Source organism: Kribbella sandramycini, from assembly GCF_013131805.1.
Taxonomy (GTDB): domain Bacteria; phylum Actinomycetota; class Actinomycetes; order Propionibacteriales; family Kribbellaceae; genus Kribbella; species Kribbella sandramycini.
On the sequence record NZ_JABJRC010000001.1, the window covers coordinates 882,258 to 898,854 of the forward strand.

Sequence of the window (16,597 nt, forward strand, 5' to 3'; positions counted from 1 at the left end):
CCGGTGAGGCACGTGAGCCCGGTATCGGGGCAGTTGTGATCAGGGGCGTCTGTGGGGGGCTATGTCTCGGATCTGTGCGTTGATCCGTTCGGCGAGGCGATCGATTTCGGCGCAGAGCTCTGCGAGGCGGGTGTTCTGGGCGAGCCAGTGTTGTTCGTCGCCTTTGGTCCAGGCTTCGCGTAGGCGATGCAGGGCATCGAAGAACGGCACGGATCGGTTGACCATGGGCGAATAGATGGTGGCGAGCTGGGATCGGACTGCGATGGGTTCGGGTAGGCCGGCGACTTCGCCGGCCCCGCGGAGATAGAGATTCAGCAGGAACACGGTGTGGGCGGCGTCGGCGGAAATCGCGGCGAGGATCGGGACGCCGAGGTCGGTGTCGGCAACCTCGACCAGGCGCCGCCATCGGCCGCGCATCCGGATCAACGAGCCGAGCGCGACCGTACAGATCGGCAAGACGGCTCCGAACGCCCAAGGCGACAACCGCGGGCTTTGCGTGACTAGCGTCCAGACGAGCGCGACAGAGGCGAGCATGGCGCACGCGGCCAGTGCTCGGCCGGCGAGCCGCGCCCGCCGCAGGGCCAGCGACGCCCTTGCCGCGGTGAGCTGGCCGTTGCGTTCGTCCGGCTCGGCATCGCGGATCATTTCAGTGAGTTCGGCGACGTAGAACAAGCGGACCTGCCGGGAGTCGCTGGTCATTCCGTCTTCCTCCGCCGTGGGTGCGGTACTGGCTAGAAGTCCAGGATGCTGCAGGGTCGGGCAGTCGCCGTCGAACCACACGCTGGTATCGACTGGTACCACCGAATGTTGGAGCACCGGCAGGACCTGTCCAGCTCTAGCCGGCTAGCGGGGGTTGTGAGTGGTTAGGGAGAGGCGGTTTTGGGGGTTGGTGATGGTTAAAGGGCCGGTGGTGTTGGTGGTGGCGGTGCGGGTGGTTACGTGGGAGAGGAGGGTGAGGGTTCGGGGGGCTGGGTGGCCGTAGTCGTTGTCGGCACCGGCGGAGATGAGGGCGAGGCGGGCTTGGGTGGCGGAGAGGAAGGCTAGGTCTTGGCGGGCTGAGCCGTGGTGGGGGACTTTGAGGATGTCGGCGCGGAGGTCGGCGCCAGTGGCGAGGATCGCGCGTTGGGATTCGGGTTCGAGGTCGCCGGTCAGGAGGATGCGGAGGCCGGCGAGGGTGACCATGAGGGTGACGCTGGCGTTGTTTTCCGGGGAGCTTTCGGGAGATGGAGCTCCTGGGGGTGGGAGGGCGGGGACTCGGGCGGGCCAGAGAGTTGTCCAGGTGAGGTGGCCGATGGTGCGTTTCTCTTGGTAGGTCACGGGTTTCACGGGGATTCGGTGGTGGGCAGCTAGCGCGGAGACGCGGCGGTGTTCGGCGGGTGGGGAGAAGTAGGGGGTGACGGCCAGCTCGTCGACGCGGCGGTCGTTGAGGACGCCGGCCAGGCCGCCGACGTGGTCGGCGTGGAAGTGGCTGAGGACAACTATCGGGATGTGGTTGATCCGGAGGTCGCGGAGGCAGCGGTCCATGGCTGCGGGGTCGGGGCCGGTATCTACGACTACGGCGCTGGCATCACCGGCTCTGAGGACGATGCCGTCGCCTTGGCCGACGTCGCACATGACCATGAGCCAGTCGCGGGGTGGCCAGCCGAGTGAGCCGACGGGGCGGAGGACGGCGAGGGCGAGCAGGACGACTGCGATGAGCATGGCTAGAGGGCGGGCTAGCAGGCGGTGCAGGCCGAGGACGGCGATCAGGCAGAGGAATGTGAGGACGGCGACGCCGACCGCGGTGGCAGGCCAGGGGCTGGCGGCGCCGGGGAGGTCGGCGCCTTCGCGGGCGATCAGGATGATCCAGCGGGCCGGCCAGCCAGCGGCCCAGCCGACGAGTTGGGCAGCTTCGATGCTGATGAGGGCTACGCCGGCGGCGGTGAAGCCGAGGATGGTGGCGGGGGCGACGGCTGGGCCGGCGAGCAGGTTCGCGGCGACGGCGACCAGGGAGACCTCTCCGGAGAGCCAGGCGACGACCGGCGTACAGGCTAGTTGGGCGGCTAGGGGGCAGGAGACTGCTTCGGCGAGCCAGGTCGGGAGCCAGTTCGCGAGGGCGTCGCGCCAGCCGGGGCCGAGGAGGACGATCCCGGCGGTGGCGAGGACGGAGAGCGCGAAACCGGCTGAGCGGGCGAGGGAGGTGTCGATGAGGAGCAGGACGATGACGGCGACGGAGAGGCTGCGGACGGCTCGGCGTCCGCCGTCGGCAGCGGTCAGCGCGATGAGCGCGATCAGGCCCATGGCGGCGGCGCGGAGGACGCTGGGTTGGGGGCGGGCGAGGATGACGAAGACGACGACGGTGAACAGGCCGACTGTGCTGAGGCCCCAGGCGCGGACGCCGATCAGCCGGGCGAACGGGACGATGAAGACGAGTAGCAGGGTCAGGTTGGTGCCGGAGACTGCGGACAGGTGAGTCAGGCCGGTTGTTTGGAAGTCTTGGATGAGGTCGTCGGGGAGGGCGGACTCGTCGCCCATTACCAGCGCTGGGACGAGGCCACGGACGTCGTCCGGCTCGTCGGCGACGGAGGCGCGGAGGCCGGCTCGGACTTGTTCGGCGGCGCGGAGCCACCAGGCGGGCTCGCCGATGCTGGTCGGTGCGGTGCGGACGGTGAGGGTGGCAGCGACGTCGTCGCCGTCGTTCACGGCTTCGAGGCGGCCGGTTGTGGCGATGCGTTCGCCGTAGCGGACGTCGCGCCAGCGCTCGGTCGCGATGACGAGAATCGGCGTCCGGAGTCGGACGGGGTGGGCGGAGGACTTGGGGCGGAGCTCTTCGACGGTGGCTTTGAGGACGACGTACGGCGGGCGGTGGGTGCCGGGGCTGCGGCGGACGGCGGGGTCGGCGGTGATTTTGAGGTGGACGTCGACGGTGGTCGCGTCGGCGGCGAGGGCTTGGACGGGGCCGGCGCGGAGGGATTGGACCTGGAGTGCGGCGGCCAGGGCCATGCCGGAGATGACGACCAGGACGCCGACAAGCGCCCAGCCGGCCCGCTGGGCGGAGGGTTGGTTGGTTCGGCGGGTGGAGCGGAGGACTAGGTAGGTGGTGAGGATGGCGAGGGTGGCGGAAATGGCGGCGGTGAGTGCGCCGGTGGTGGGGTTGCAGGCGACCAGTAGGACTGCGGTGAGCCAGCCTGCGGCGGCGGGGGCCAGGAGGCGGATGTCGAGACGGGGGTCGGGGCGGTCGTCGGGGCTGGGCTTGGGGTTGGGGCGGTGGTCCGAGCCTGGGTCGGGGCTGGGGTCGGGGCGGTGGTCCGAGCCCCGGTCGGAGTTGGGGTGGGGATTGGCGGTGTCAGAGGCGGACATGGGGTTTTAGGGAGTCGAACTTCTTGGGGCCTACGCCGGGGACTTCTTGAAGTTGGTCGACGGTGGTGAAGGGGCCGTTCTGGGTGCGGTAGTCGAGGATGCGTTGGGCTAGGACGGGGCCTACGCCGGGGAGGGCGTCTAGTTGGGGGGCGGTGGCGGTGTTGAGGCTGATGGGGCCTGCGGGGGTGGGGGTTGGGTTGTCGGGTGGGGCTGCAGAAGTGGGTGGTTGGCCGACGATGATTTGTTCGCCGTCGGTGACTTGGCGGGCGAGGTTGAGGGCGCTGAGGTCGACGCCGCGGAGTGGGCCGCCGGCGAGGGTGAGGACATCGGCGACGCGGGCGCCGGATTGGGCGCGGATCAGGCCGGGGCGGTGGACCTTGCCGGCTACGTGGACGACGAGGGCTGTGGTCGGGCGGGGTGTGGTTGTCGGGGTTGTTACTGGGGTGCCGGTGGTGAGGGTGGTTGATGGGCGGGCGTCGGGGATGGGTTCGGGGCGGGAACGGAGCATGGAACAGCCGGCCCAGGCGAGGCCAATGGTGAGGATTGCGACCAGCACGAGGACGTGTTTGCCCGAGAGGCGCCAGCGGGTGTCGCGGAGGCGGGAGGTGTCGGGGATCCAGCCGGGCATGGGGGCTCCTCTGGGCGGACGGAAGGTGTCGCCAGAGAACGTACGAGTTTCTGCCTGCTTTTCCTTGAGAACCTCAACCCTGTGGAAAACCTGCGAATCAGGTCGGGGAGGTTACCAGGGCCAGGAGGCCGGGGCCTACGTGGGCGCCTATTACGGCGCCTACTTCGCGGAGGACTACTTCGGTGGTGAGGTTCAGGCGGGGGGTCAGGGCGTCGGCCAGGGATTGGGCTTTTTCGGGGGCGGCCAGGTGGTGGACGGCTAGTTGGACGGGGGTGGTGCCGGCTTTTTGGACTGCTATATCGGCCAGGCGGGCTATGGCTCGGGAGGAGGTTCGGACTTTTTCCAGGGGGACTATGCGGCCGCCGCTGATGGTGAGTAGGGGTTTTACGGCCAGGGCGGTGCCTAGGAGGGCTTGGGCGGCGCCGATGCGGCCGCCGCGGCGGAGGTATTCGAGGGTGTCTACGTAGAAGTAGGCGGAGATGGTGTTCATGCGGGCGCGGGCGGCGGCTTCGACGGCGGCTTGGTCCTGGCCGGCGGAGGCGGCGGCTGCGGCGGCGAGGACGGGGAAGCCGAGGCCCATGCCGAGGGACCGGGAGTCGACGACGCGGACCGGGATCGGCGACTCCTTGGCGCCGATCATGGCGGCTTCGAAGGTGCCGGACATGTCGCCGGAGAGGTGGATCGAGACGATCGACTCGGCGCCGGCGGCGGCGCAGGCGGCGTAGGTGTCGGCGAAGGTCTGGGGGGCCGGGCGGCTGGTGGAGACGGGGGTGAAGGTGCGGAGCGCCTCGGCGACCGCGTCGGCGGAGGTGGCGCCGTCGTCGTACGACGTGCCGCCGATGACGACCTGGAGCGGGACGACGGTCAGCGGGTGCCGGAGCACCTCGTGGGTGGACAGGCCGGCCGTGGAGTCGGTGACGACATGCACGCGGGCTGACATGCAGCGAGGTTACCGGAGAGTTTACGAACACGCGCGATCTCGGCGGCAAGAAATGCGGCCCCCGGACGCCGGTGAGGCGAAGGCCACCCCTCCGGGGCCTTCACCTCACTGGCTGTGCTGACTCCCCCTGGTTGTCAGCCACGTCCGTGCCTCGCCGGGCTACTCCCCGTGCCGGTTCGGCGTGCGAACCGGTTCGACCGCGAGCCCGTCGAGGTTCCGGGAGGCCCCAGCGGCTGACCTGTCGGCGGGTGACCAGACCCACCGCCAGTGTGCGTCAGCTGGACCGGCACTCGTCCCCTGTGTCGTGTGCCTGGTCCATTGCTGGGACCTCGCCCCGGGTGCGGTGCCCTGACGGTGCACGGCAACCGGTTCAGGCAGGACAGATCCGCACGTCGCAGCACTCCGGAGCTCTCGACAGCCGGTCGGCGCCCCCACCGTCCGGCCGCCGGATGCCCTCCGCGTCGCCTTGACCGGGCTCGACGGCAATGCAGCGTTCGTCCGTGGCCTCACACGGATCACCCGCCCTTTCACTGCCCTGTGCTGCCCGGTTGTCGGTCTCTGCTGCGTGGAACCTGTCCTACGGCTGTAATCCTCGTTCGGGACGGCATGTCCGGACGAGGCAGAACAACCGGCAGTTGCCCGGCAGCTTTAGCGGTTCAGCGTCACGAAAGGGCAGCAAGCACGTCGTTGGCGAGCTGCTGTACGGCGGCCGCCGGGTCGGCCAGTGGCCAGCCGGGCGCCGCGGTGGCGCGATGACAGGACTCCTGGAGGACCTCCCAGGCAGTCGGGAGCATCGGCGGATCCATCGTGCGCTGCCAGGACAGCAGCTGCCCGCAGAGCGCGTCCCCGGCCTCGGAACGGCCCAGGGCGTGCAGAACCGCCACAGCCTCCGGCAGGACCTGCAGCAGGTAAACGACGCGCCCCTCGGCCAGCAAGCGGCTCGTGGCGTCGCGGATCCCGATCCGCGCCTGCTCGACGTCTCCGGAATCCCGAGCCAGGCGGCTGCGGTAGAGGACGACCAGGTAGTCGAAGTAGCCGCGGTGGCCGCGGATGTCGGCGTCGGCCACGTCGAGCAGCCGGCGCGCTTCGTCGTACCGGCCCTCGTGGTACTCGACCATGGCGAGCGAACCGGCCACCTTCGTGCGCTCGGGGTCGTCGGAGGCCTGGTTGTCGCGGGCCAGCTCGGCCCAGCGCCGCGCCGCGGGCAGGTTGCCCAGCTCGAGCTCGACCCGGCTGAGCGCCATGTAGGCGATCTCGTCCGGGTAGACGCCCGGATTGACCAGCGCGGCCTCCCAGGCGAGCAGCAGCTCCTTGGCCTCCGGCAGGCGGCCCCAGCGCAGCAGCGCCAGCCCACAGATGGCTTGCACGGTCGCAGAGCGCTGGAAGTCGCCGTGCTTACGTGCGTCGGCCACCAGCGTCGGAATCTCCGCCAGGCTCTGGGTATCGAGCAAGTGCGACCCGGATGACACCCAACCGCCCCGTGCCACGAGCCCCATCTCGGACTCGCCCGGGATCAGCTGCCGGGCCTCCTCGTAGTGCCGCCGTGCACTGCGCACGTCACCGGTCAGGTTCGACAGACGGCCGGCAATGGCCCGCAGCATGCCGCCGAGCTCCTTGTCGGTGACGTTGTCCGCGCAAACCGTCGCCCACCGGATGCCGCTCTCGGCAACACTCGCCTGGTACTGCCAGGCGATCCGGAAACCGAGCACGATCCGCGCCGCGACATCCCACTGCCCGAGCGCCGCAGCCCGCTCCAGCGCGACCTCGAAGATCGCCGAGTTGGCGTTGGCGGCTCGGTAGCGGCGCTCCCGGTCCGGCGAGGACCACGCACCTTCGAGCCCGGCGACGTACGTCGTACACCACTCGACGGCCCGGTCCTGGAACTCGCTCAGGTCGTCGCCCTGCGAGGACAGCCCGGCGTACGCGTGCTCCCGGATCGTCTCCAGCATCTTGTACCGAGCGCCGTACAGCGCCTCGAACTCGTGCACCGGCTGCAGCAGCGACTTCTCGACCAGCTCCGCGAGCAACATCGGTACGACGGCCGCATCGATCGGGGAGCCCGTGCACACCCCAACCACCGCATCCAGCGTGAACGGCGACCCGAGCACCGACGCCCGGTACAGCAACTGCCGCGCCGCGTCGGAGAGCGCATCGACGCTCCAAGCGATGGTGTCGGCCAGAGTGCGCTGATGCGGCGCACCGAACCGCCGCGGCCCCGAGAGCAGCCGGAAACGATCATCCAGCGCGGCCAGTATCGTGTCGACCGACAGCGACCCAGCACGCGCCGCCGCCAGCTCCAGCGCCAGCGGCAACCCGTCAAGCCGGCGGCACAGCCGCGCGACCGTCGTCGCATTCTCCGGAGTCAGCTTGAAGTCCGGCCGCACTCGCGCCACCCGCCGGCAGAACATCTCCACCGCGGGGCTGCGTGCGATCTCCGCGAAGTCGCGATCGTTGGCCGGTACGCCGAGCACCTGCACCCGCCGGACCACCTCATCCGGCAGCCCCAACGGGATCCGCGACGTCACCAGTACGCCGATGCCCGGGAAGCTCCGCACCATCCGGTTCGCCACCGTCGCCACCCCGTCGAGCACATGCTCGGCGTTGTCCTCGACGATCACCAGATCGCCCGGCTGCCGCCCGGACAGAACGGTGTCCAGATCAGATGTCCCCGGCGCAGTCCCAAAAGCATCCAGAATGGCCGACGGTACGGCGGCGTCGCGCTGCACCGTGGTCAGATCGACGACCACGACCGTGGTGTCCACACCGGAGAACCGGTCGGCCGCAGCGAGCGCCAGCTCGGTCTTACCGACCCCACCGGGGCCGACCAGCGTCACCAGCCGGTTCTGCCGCAGTAGCCCCTCGATCTCCAGCAGCTCCTGCTCACGGCCGACCAGACCGTCCGGAATCGGTCGCGTGCCCCGCCAGCGCAGCCCGGTCGGAGCCGGGTCGGCTACCGACACCACGGGCCGGGGCGCAGCACCGTGCCCGGCCGCGGCCAGAAACGCCTCTGCGTCCGAGGCGCCGAGCCCGAGGCCTTCGGCGAGCAGACGGACGGAGTCCTTCCGAGGGCGGGCTACCCGGCCGGCCTCCAGCTCGCGGATCGTCCGCACGCTCAGACCGGCCCGCTCGGCGAGCTCCTCCTGGGAGAGGCCTGCCTGAACCCTCCAGTCGAGCAGGAGATCGGCGAAACGCCCCTCTGCCCGGCCATCCACGTCCGGCACCGCCCGTCACCCCCAAACGTTCCCGACACAACATAGCGTGGGCGGGCGCTTCGCGTCGGGTCGTACCGGCGCGCGGGATGCGTCCCGCGTCACACCAGGTAGTTGTTGACGGCAACCAAAAGGTCGCTCAGGCGGTCGCCCGGACCGGCGCCTCGGCGCTGCGATAGAGGTCGCGGACGCTGTCCCAGTCGTCGAGGCGGGCGCGCGCGTCCGCATGGCCGGCCTCGGCGTTCAGCCGGCTGCCGTCGCAGATCCCCTGCGTCGCCCGGATCAGGAGCTCGGCGCAGTGATCACGCAGGGTGTCGATGGCTGCCATGCCGACCATTGAAGCGGAGTCGTGTTTCGCCTACGTAACGTCACAACGAACGCCGGGACACGTCACGAGAAGTTAACCTGCGAGGAAAGACAACCGGACTTCCCGGTCCGGGTTGTCGACGTTGGTGTCGACGAAGCAGATCGACTGCCACGTCCCCAGCATCAGCCGGCCGTCCAGCACCGGGACGGTCGCGTACGGCGGGATCAGCGCGGGCAGCACGTGATCGCGCCCGTGCCCCGGCGTCCCGTGCCGATGCCGCCAGCCGAAGTCGCGCGGCAGGAGCTCCTCGAGGACGGCGAGCAGGTCGGTGTCGCTACCCGCCCCCGTCTCCAGGATGGCCACGCCGGCGGTCGCGTGCGGCACGAAGACGTGCAGCAACCCGTCGCCGCGGCCGGCCGCGAACTCCGCGCACCGGCTCGTGAGGTCGAGCACGACCTCACGAGACCCGGTGCGAAGGTCGACCAGCTCCGAATGCATCAGGCCGGAACGATGTTGACCAGCTTCGGCGCCCGCACGATCACCTTGCGGGTGCCCCGACCGTCCAGCGCCTTCTGGACGGCGTCCGACGCCAGCGCCAGCGCCTCCAGCTCGGCGTCGGTGATGTCCGGCGCGACCTCCAGCCGGTCCTTCACCTTGCCGGCGATCTGGACGACGCAGGTCACGGTGTCCTGGACCAGCAGCGCCGGGTCCACCTTCGGCCAGCCCGCCTTGGCGACGGTCGGCTCGTGGCCCAGCTCCTCCCACATCTCCTCGGCCGTGTACGGCGCGACCAGGCTCAGCAGGACGGCCACCGTCTCGACCGACTCGCGCACCGCCGCGTCCGCGCCGCCGGGGCCGGAGTCGATCGCCTTGCGGGTCGCGTTCACCAGCTCCATGATCTTGGCGACCATGACGTTGAAACGCTGCGACTCGATCAGCTCGGCCGCATCGGCGATCGTCTTGTGCGTCAGCTTCCGCAGCTCGACATCACCCGTCGCCGGGTCCGCACCCACTGCGGACTCCACAGCGCCCGCCAGGCGCCAGGCGCGCTGCAGGAACTTCAGCGCGCCGCCCGGGGACATGTCGGCCCAGTCGATGTCGTCCGCCGGCGGACCGGCGAAGACCATGGTCAGCCGGACGGCATCCACACCGAACTCGTCCAGCTGGTCGCCCAGGTTCACACCGTTGCCCAGCGACTTGCTCATCGCCTTGCCCTGGTTGATGACCTGGCCCTGGTTCAGCAGCCGGGTGAACGGCTCCGTCGCCTGCAGCAGGCCCATGTCGTGCAGAGCCTTCACGAAGAAGCGTGCGTACAGCAGGTGCAGTACGGCGTGCTCCTTGCCGCCGACGTACTGGTACACGGACATCCACCGGTCGGCCACAGCCGGGTCGAACGGGCCGTCGGTGTACTCCGGCGACAGGTAGCGCAGGAAGTACCAGGAGGAGTCGACGAACGTGTCCATCGTGTCGGTGTCCCGCTCGGCCGCACCACCACAGCGGGGGCAGGCCACCTCGACCCAGTCGCGTGCCGCGGCCAGCGGGGAGACGCCCTTGGGCGCCAGGTCGGCGCCGCGCAGGTCGGGCAGCTCCACCGGCAGCTGGTCGTCCGGCACCGGGACCTCGCCACAGGCCGGGCAGTGGATGATCGGGATCGGCGCGCCCCAGAAGCGCTGCCGGCTCAGCAGCCAGTCCCGCAGGCGGTAGTTGATCGTCCGCTCGCCCAGCTGCTTGCTCTCCAGCCAGTCGCTGATCCGGGCCTTGGCCTCGGTGACGCCCAGCCCGTCCAGGCTGATCTCGTCGTTCGCGCTGTTGATGGCCGGACCGTCGCCGGTGTACGCCTTGCCGTCGAAGCCTTCCTCCGGCTGGACGGTACGCACGATCGGCAGACCGAACTTCTCCGCGAACTCCCAGTCGCGGGAGTCCTGGCCGGGGACGGCCATGATCGCACCGGTGCCGTAGTCGGCCAGCACGTAGTCAGCCGCCCAGATCGGGATCCGCTGCCCGGTGACCGGGTTGACGGCGTACGAGCCCAGGAAGACGCCGGTCTTGTCCCGGTCGGTGCTCAGCCGCTCGATCTCGGTGGTCGCCTTGACGGCGCGCAGGTACTCGTCGAACGCGGCCTGCTGGTCCGGAGTGACCAGCTCGGCAGCCAGCTTGGCATCCGGGGCGACCACCAGGAAGGTGGCGCCGAACAGCGTGTCGGGCCGGGTGGTGAAGACGCGGATCGGCTCGTCGCGCCCCTCGACCTGGAAGTCGGCGAACGCGCCTTCCGACCGGCCGATCCAGTTGCGCTGCTGCAGCAAGATCTCTTCGGGCCACTGCAGCTGGTCCATGTCGTCCAGCAGCTGCTGCGCATACGCCGTGGTCTTGAAGTACCACTGCGTCAGCTCACGCTTGGTGACCTCGAATCCGCAGCGCTCGCAGCGCCCCTGCACGACCTGCTCGTTGGCCAGTACGGTCTGGTCGTTCGGGCACCAGTTGACGAACGACGCCTTCCGGTACGCCAGACCGCGCTCGTAGAACCGCGTGAACAGCCACTGCGTCCAGCGGTAGTACTCCGGGTCGGAGGTGTGCAGCCGGCGGGACCAGTCGAAGCTGATCGCGTACCGCCGGATGGACTCCGCCTGCGTCTCGATGTTCGCGTAGGTGAACGTCGCCGGGTGCTCGTTGCGCTTGATGGCCGCGTTCTCGGCGGGCAGACCGAAGGAGTCCCAGCCGATCGGGTTCAGGACGTCGTACCCCTGCTGGAACCAGTAGCGCGACAGCACGTCGTGCAGCGCGAACACCTCGGCGTGGCCCATGTGCAGGTCGCCGGAGGGGTAGGAGAACATCGTGAGCGCGTAGCGCCGCTCGGCCGAGCCGTCGTCCTTCGCCTTGAAGGGGTCCAGCTTCTCCCACACCGGACGCCACTTGGCCTGCATGGCGTTGAAGTCGTAGCCACCCCGGTCGATGGGGGTGTCCTCCACCTGCTCGCTCACGGTCCTACTCTCCCGCTCGTGTCTGTGTTGAGCCCTGAAATGAAAAAACCCCTCACACAGGAGGGGGTGCCGTACCGACTGGTGCCAGTACGGCTAACTAAGGAGCAGGCTCACTCGCATGGACCCCACGATAGCACCACCGGCACTACCCATTGGGCACTCCCTGCCAGGCCTCCGGGCAGAGGTGCGCCGAGAGCCGCCTCTGCACACCGCACCGCGATTAGCGTCGCCGGCATGAGGAACCTGGGTAAGACAGCCGCCACCACCGCGCTCGTACTGACCGCACTGGGCGCTCCAGCCGCAGTAGCGCTGCAGGCCGACGACCCGGCCCACACCTGGGTTCGTACCGAGCTGTTCTTCGGGACGGACAAGCCAGGACCGGACGTGACGGACTACCAGTTCCAGAAGTTCGTGGACTCGACCGTCACCCCGCGCTTCCCGGACGGCCTGACCGTGCTGTCCGGGCAGGGCCAGTGGAACGGCGGCAAGGGCATCGTTAAGGAGCGGTCGAAGGTGCTGATCATCGTCTATCCGGTGGACGGCGCCGAGGCAAGCAGCAAGAAGATCGAGGAGATCCGGGACCTGTACGAGAAGAAGTTCCAGCAGCAGTCGGTGCTGCGGGCCGACAGCAGCGAGACGGTCTCCTTCTAAACGAACTCTGTGCCGCCGGAACGGCGGTGCTCCCCCGGCGTCCGGCCGTAGTGCCGTTTGAAGGCAGTGGAGAACGGGCGGACGTCGGAGTACCCGCAGTGGCGAGCTACTTCGGTGATCGTCACTCCGTAGTCCAGTAACAGTTGTGCGGCCAGCTCGAGCCGCAGCCGCCGCAGGGTCGACATGATCGACGCACCGGTCTGCTGCGTGAACAGCCGCTCCGCATGCCGTTCGGAGAGGTGTACGACGGCCGCGACGTCCCGCACTGTGATCGGCCGCGACAGGTTGTCCCGCAGGTGCCGCTGCATCGCCTCCACCACCAGCAACCCACGATCGCGCCGGACTGGCTCCACTGCGAGGTCGTCATCGAGCGCAAACGCCCGAGCCGTCTCAACCACGAGCGTCGCGCCAAGGGCGCGCAGGGTGGTCGCGTAGCCGGAGACAGGCGCTGCGGCCTCAGCGGCGAGAGCGGTGATCAGAGCAGGCAGCGCGCCGCTCCGCCCCGAGACAACCGGCCCGTCTCGCCGGGTGAGCCCGGACCACCAGCCGGGCTCATCGGACCCGGCCGCAGGCCGTCCAGCTGCACCACCGTGGGCAACGCCCGGCATCCCTCCCCGCTCTTCCTCACGGCCGATGCCGGAGGCGAGGCCGACAGGTCTGAAGGTGAAGCCCCAGAAGGCGATGCCCAACGGCTCCGAGTGGCTGGACTCGATTTCGTGGACGTCGCCGGGCCGCGCCAGGAAGACCGAACCCGGGCGGACGTCGTACCGCGTGGACCCGTTGTCGAACCGGCCGGCGCCGCTGTAGGCCAGGCAGACTTCGTGGAACGAGTGCGTGTGCCAGTAGTTGCGCCAGTACTCCGGGCGGTAGTGCCCCCAGGACAGGAAGTCCGCGCGGAAGCCGTCGACCTCGCAGGACTCCAGGAGCCCGGCGAGGTCGACGAAGCGGTCCGCGTCAGCGACGTCCGCGAGGGTCAAACATTGCTCCTGCCCGTGGGGTCGACTCCACGCAGCATCATGCCCTGCCCGAGTGACCACTCGTGGGTCTTGACCGTCGGCGGGTCGGACGGGTCGCGGTACTGGACCAACCAGGTGGTGCGGGCCTCGTCACTCACGTTCACGCCCGAACCGTGCACGGTCAGGTAGGTGAAGAACAGGACGTCACCTGCTTCGGCCGGCTGTGGGGTGGCGGTCTCGAAGGCGGGCTCCAGGAGGTGGAACGACCCCTCCGGGTCGTGCTCGCGGGGGCCGTCGAGATGGCTGCCGGGGATGATCCGCACGCACCCCTTCTCGACCGGGGCGTCGTCGAAGTGGAAGATCGCCGCCCCGACCCGGTGGTACTGGTGCGGGAAGAACGGGTGGTCCTGGTGCAGCGGGAACGGCGATCCGTTCTCCGGCGGCTTCACGAACAGCTTCGTGTGGTGCAGCTGCACGTTGTCCACCCCCATCACCGCAGCGGCCACATCCGTGAACCGGGGGTCCACCAGCAGCTTCGCGAACTCCGCGTCGTAGAACTGCGCGTCATGCAGGTGCTGCAGCCGGGTGGCCCCGTCCGCCAGCCCCATCGCCGACTGCCACGTCGGGTCGTCCTTGCGGTTCAGCTGGGCCAGCAGGTCGTGGCTGCGGCCGCGATAGTACGCCGCCTCCTCCTTGCTGAGCAGGCCTTTCACCAGCACGAAGCCCTCGTCCGCGTACTGCTGCGCATAGCTCGACAGCTCGGGCCTGGCCGAGGTGATCGTCATCTCGAAGCTCCTCCTGTTCGGGTCCTTCGAGCGTAGGAAACATCGGCGTCCGGCAGCAGGATCCGGCCGGACGCCGATGTTTCTCAAACGGACACGATCACAGGCCGAGCTCCCCCAGCCGCACGCTGATCCGGGGGTCCGTCGAGATCACCGGGGCCTCCGAACGCACCCACGGATCGCCGCCGAAGTAGGTCTGGAAGATGTTCTCCGCCGTCCGCGTCGCCAGCGCCTGGGAGGTCAGGGTCGGGTTCGGCCCGCCCAACCCGTTCGACAGGGCCGAGTTGTCCGCCACGAACAGCCGCTTCACCGCCCGCGTCTCACCGGTCGCGTCGAGGACCGAATTCCGCTCGGAGGACCCCATCCGCATCGAGGACTGGACATGCAGGATGAGCGGCGCCCAGTCGATCCGGTAGACCTTGCGGGCGCCCGCGCCGCGCAGCAGCTCGGCCGCCTTCCGCGCCATGAACTCACGGTTGCGCAGCGTCCGCTTGGTCCGCTTGCGGTGGTTGAAGGTGACCTTCGGGATCGGCCCGTTCTCGTCGGCCGGCAGCGCGGACGGCGTCACCCGGTTCTGCGCCTCGACGTCGTCGTCCGTGATCACCAGCACGGTCATCAGCTTGTCGATGCCGCCGGCAACCAGCTCCTTCAGCTCCGGGCCCATGACGCGCCCGGCCGGGCCGTCCCACGGGCCGGTCTTACCGCGGCCGTTCTTGTACTGGCCGCGGATCCCGCTGTCCGACAACGTGCCCGCGAAGGCGTTCAGCGCCGGCGGCAGGCCGACGTTCTCCAGACCGCCGTACGGCGGGTAGTCGAGCCGCGCACTCGACCCGACGCCCTTCGGGTTCCCCGTGTAGTCGTCGAACGAGCCGATCATCCAGTCGAAGAAGTGGTCGGTGTACCCACGCCCGACCCAGCCGTTCGGGTTCGGCAGGCCGCTGTTGAACCACAGCCGAGGGTTCTCGGTGCAGCCGCCCGACATCACCACGACCCGGGCGTCCTCGCGATGCTCCTCACCGGTCACGTTGTCCCGCCACGTCACCCCGGACGCCGTCAGGACGCCGTGCCGGTTCTCGGTGTGCACCCGCGTCACGTACGCATCCGCGATCAGCTCGGCCGGCTTGCCGCCGCGCGACCAGACCTCGGCCGTCAACGCCATCGGCACATAGCTGTTGTCCGTCGAGCGTTTCGCGTACTGGTTGCGCGGAGCCCCCTTCGGCCGCATGCACCCCTGGAAGCAGTACCCGCAGAAGGTGCAACCGGTCGCCTTCGGATAGACCAGCAGATCGGACGACGTCGTCTTCCCAGCGGTACCGCCGGGTTGCAGAATCGCGTTCTCCTGCGGCCGGTACGACGCCTTGTGGGTCGTCTTGGTCGTCTGCACCGGGAGCCCCATCGTCTCGGCGCCCTTGAAGAACAGCTGCTCCTTGTGCCCCATCGCGGCCGTCTGGACCGGCATCAGCGCCTCGACCCATTCGAAGTACGGCACCATCTCCGAGTAGCTGAACGGGAACCGGTGCTCGACGTCGTACTCGTTGCGGTCGGCCCCTTCGTACCCCTTGAAGACCCCCGGGTACGCGCGCGGGTAGTTGCCGTAGAAGTGCTGCGTCGTGCCGCCGACGCCGGACAGCTGCCAGACGAACGAGTTCTGCGGCCACTCCCGGTACCAGGCCGGTTTCGAGCGATCCGTCGGCCCGAGCCGGAAGTACCCGGTCAGCGGGTTGTTCGCATCCTCCTCGAACGTCGACCACTCCTCGCGCGGCTTCGCGTGCCGCGGCCCCGCCTCCAGCAGCAGGACGTCGAGCCCCTTCGCCGCCAGCTCCTTGGCGACCACCGGCCCACCGCCGCCGGCTCCGATCACGATCACGTCGCGCATCAGTCGCGCACCTCCTGGCGCCCTTGGTAGTAGCCGATGAAGTCGTCCCAGCCCTCTACCGGGCCGTCGGGCTGGTAGCCGGTCAGCGTCCAGCCGACGGGCCGCTTGCGCAGCGTCTTCGTCTCCCGATCCAGAACGCCGTACTCGCTGTACGCCCCGAAGGTCGCGAACTCGATCAGCGCGCCGCCGACGAACTTCAGCAACCCGGACACCGAGGCCTTCAGCGGCTCCGGGAAGTGGACGTCGAGGAGCGCGACCAGATCCGAGTCGGTCTTCTCGATCAACTCGAACGCGCGCGCCTTCTCGGCGTACGTGAGCCGCGCGAACGGCGACAGGTGCAGCCCGTTCACGGCGGCCGGGTTCACCTGGGTCGCCATCAGGTTCAGCAGGCCGGCGATCGGGAACGACAGCGGAATCGCCTCGTCGCTCTGCAACAGCGCCGTGAATGCCTGATCCAGACTGCGCAGCTCGGCCGGCAGTACTTCGAGGCCCGGCAGACTGACCCCGGAGTCGGCCAGCCCCGTCACCAGGGCGGCGCTGATCGGCTGCGCGAGCGCATCGGGGAACGGGACGAAGTTGTCCAGGGCACTGATCATGAAGTCGGTCGCGCCGGCCTCCAGCGCGCCCGGCGTCCGGCTGGTCGCGCGCTGCGTCCGCGAGTACTGATCGGGCCCCGGCAACGCGAACGTCGTCAGCCCGTTCAAGGTGTCGCGCGCCAGCGCCGCGAGCACCGGGCGGACCAGATCGACCGCCGGCGGCAGCAGCGGGTTGGTCGCGCCCGAGGCCGGATTCAGCAGGCCGCGCGCCAGCAGCCCACCCCCGCCCAGCGCCGCGCCCAGTACGCCGATCCGGGCGAGGAACGCCCGTCTGGACAAATTTCGGGGTTCGGCCACGAAACACCCTCCGTTGTGGGACCAGTTGAGCTACTGGT

At 69.4% G+C, this 16,597-nt stretch carries 13 protein-coding genes; 1 reads left to right on the forward strand and 12 read right to left on the reverse strand.

The genetic code is table 11. The annotated features are described in order from the left end of the window. Positions 1 to 39: 39 nt before the first annotated feature. The 8 genes from HPO96_RS03855 to leuS all read right to left on the reverse strand — a co-directional run bounded on the left by HPO96_RS03855 (position 40) and on the right by leuS (position 11,401). Positions 40 to 699, reverse strand: coding sequence for a hypothetical protein (locus HPO96_RS03855; RefSeq protein WP_171671035.1), 660 nt, complete (start codon positions 697 to 699; stop codon positions 40 to 42). A 144-nt stretch (positions 700 to 843) separates the two neighbouring features. Continuing rightward, complete coding sequence (locus HPO96_RS38910) at positions 844 to 3,339, reverse strand: ComEC/Rec2 family competence protein (RefSeq protein WP_171671036.1); 2,496 nt, start codon at positions 3,337 to 3,339, stop codon at positions 844 to 846. Then, a complete protein-coding gene (locus HPO96_RS03865; RefSeq protein ID WP_171671038.1) occupies positions 3,326 to 3,967 on the reverse strand; it encodes a ComEA family DNA-binding protein in 642 nt (213 codons plus the stop codon). Before HPO96_RS03865 ends, HPO96_RS38910 begins: the two co-directional genes overlap by 14 nt. Positions 3,968 to 4,064: 97 nt before the next feature. After that, positions 4,065 to 4,907, reverse strand: a complete 843-nt coding sequence (locus tag HPO96_RS03870) for a DegV family protein (RefSeq protein ID WP_171671040.1) — start codon at positions 4,905 to 4,907, stop codon at positions 4,065 to 4,067. A gap of 662 nt (positions 4,908 to 5,569) precedes the next feature. Next, the gene (locus HPO96_RS03875; protein WP_171671042.1) at positions 5,570 to 8,128 is read right to left on the reverse strand and encodes a helix-turn-helix domain-containing protein; all 2,559 of its coding nucleotides are present in this window, start codon (positions 8,126 to 8,128) and stop codon (positions 5,570 to 5,572) included. A gap of 127 nt (positions 8,129 to 8,255) precedes the next feature. After that, a complete protein-coding gene (locus HPO96_RS03880) occupies positions 8,256 to 8,444 on the reverse strand; it encodes a hypothetical protein (RefSeq protein WP_171671044.1) in 189 nt (62 codons plus the stop codon). Between the two features lie 72 nt (positions 8,445 to 8,516). Then, positions 8,517 to 8,921 carry a YjbQ family protein gene (locus HPO96_RS03885; RefSeq protein WP_171671045.1) on the reverse strand — a complete coding sequence of 135 codons (405 nt, stop codon included), beginning with the start codon at positions 8,919 to 8,921 and terminating at the stop codon, positions 8,517 to 8,519. After that, on the reverse strand, positions 8,921 to 11,401 hold the full coding sequence (gene leuS, locus HPO96_RS03890; protein WP_337796502.1) for a leucine--tRNA ligase: 2,481 nt from the start codon (positions 11,399 to 11,401) through the stop codon (positions 8,921 to 8,923). The genes HPO96_RS03885 and leuS overlap by 1 nt, the downstream gene beginning before the upstream one ends. A gap of 234 nt (positions 11,402 to 11,635) precedes the next feature. Here leuS and HPO96_RS03895 point away from each other — a divergent pair, with 234 nt between their 5' ends. Then, positions 11,636 to 12,052: a DUF3574 domain-containing protein gene (locus HPO96_RS03895; RefSeq protein ID WP_171671047.1), complete on the forward strand. Its 417-nt coding sequence runs from the start codon at positions 11,636 to 11,638 to the stop codon at positions 12,050 to 12,052. Here the strand turns inward: HPO96_RS03895 and HPO96_RS03900 are convergent. The 4 genes from HPO96_RS03900 to HPO96_RS03915 all read right to left on the reverse strand — a co-directional run bounded on the left by HPO96_RS03900 (position 12,049) and on the right by HPO96_RS03915 (position 16,559). Further along, positions 12,049 to 13,029 carry a helix-turn-helix domain-containing protein gene (locus tag HPO96_RS03900; protein ID WP_171671049.1) on the reverse strand — a complete coding sequence of 327 codons (981 nt, stop codon included), beginning with the start codon at positions 13,027 to 13,029 and terminating at the stop codon, positions 12,049 to 12,051. The two genes, HPO96_RS03895 and HPO96_RS03900, sit on opposite strands and share 4 nt — an antisense overlap. Continuing rightward, positions 13,026 to 13,793, reverse strand: coding sequence for a phytanoyl-CoA dioxygenase family protein (locus HPO96_RS03905; RefSeq protein WP_171671050.1), 768 nt, complete (start codon positions 13,791 to 13,793; stop codon positions 13,026 to 13,028). Before HPO96_RS03905 ends, HPO96_RS03900 begins: the two co-directional genes overlap by 4 nt. 97 nt (positions 13,794 to 13,890) lie before the next feature. Next, entirely contained in the window at positions 13,891 to 15,666 is a 1,776-nt protein-coding gene (locus HPO96_RS03910; protein WP_171671052.1) for a GMC family oxidoreductase N-terminal domain-containing protein, read from the reverse strand. Further along, entirely contained in the window at positions 15,666 to 16,559 is an 894-nt protein-coding gene (locus HPO96_RS03915) for a twin-arginine translocation signal domain-containing protein (protein WP_171671054.1), read from the reverse strand. The genes HPO96_RS03910 and HPO96_RS03915 overlap by 1 nt, the downstream gene beginning before the upstream one ends. Positions 16,560 to 16,597 lie beyond the last annotated feature (38 nt).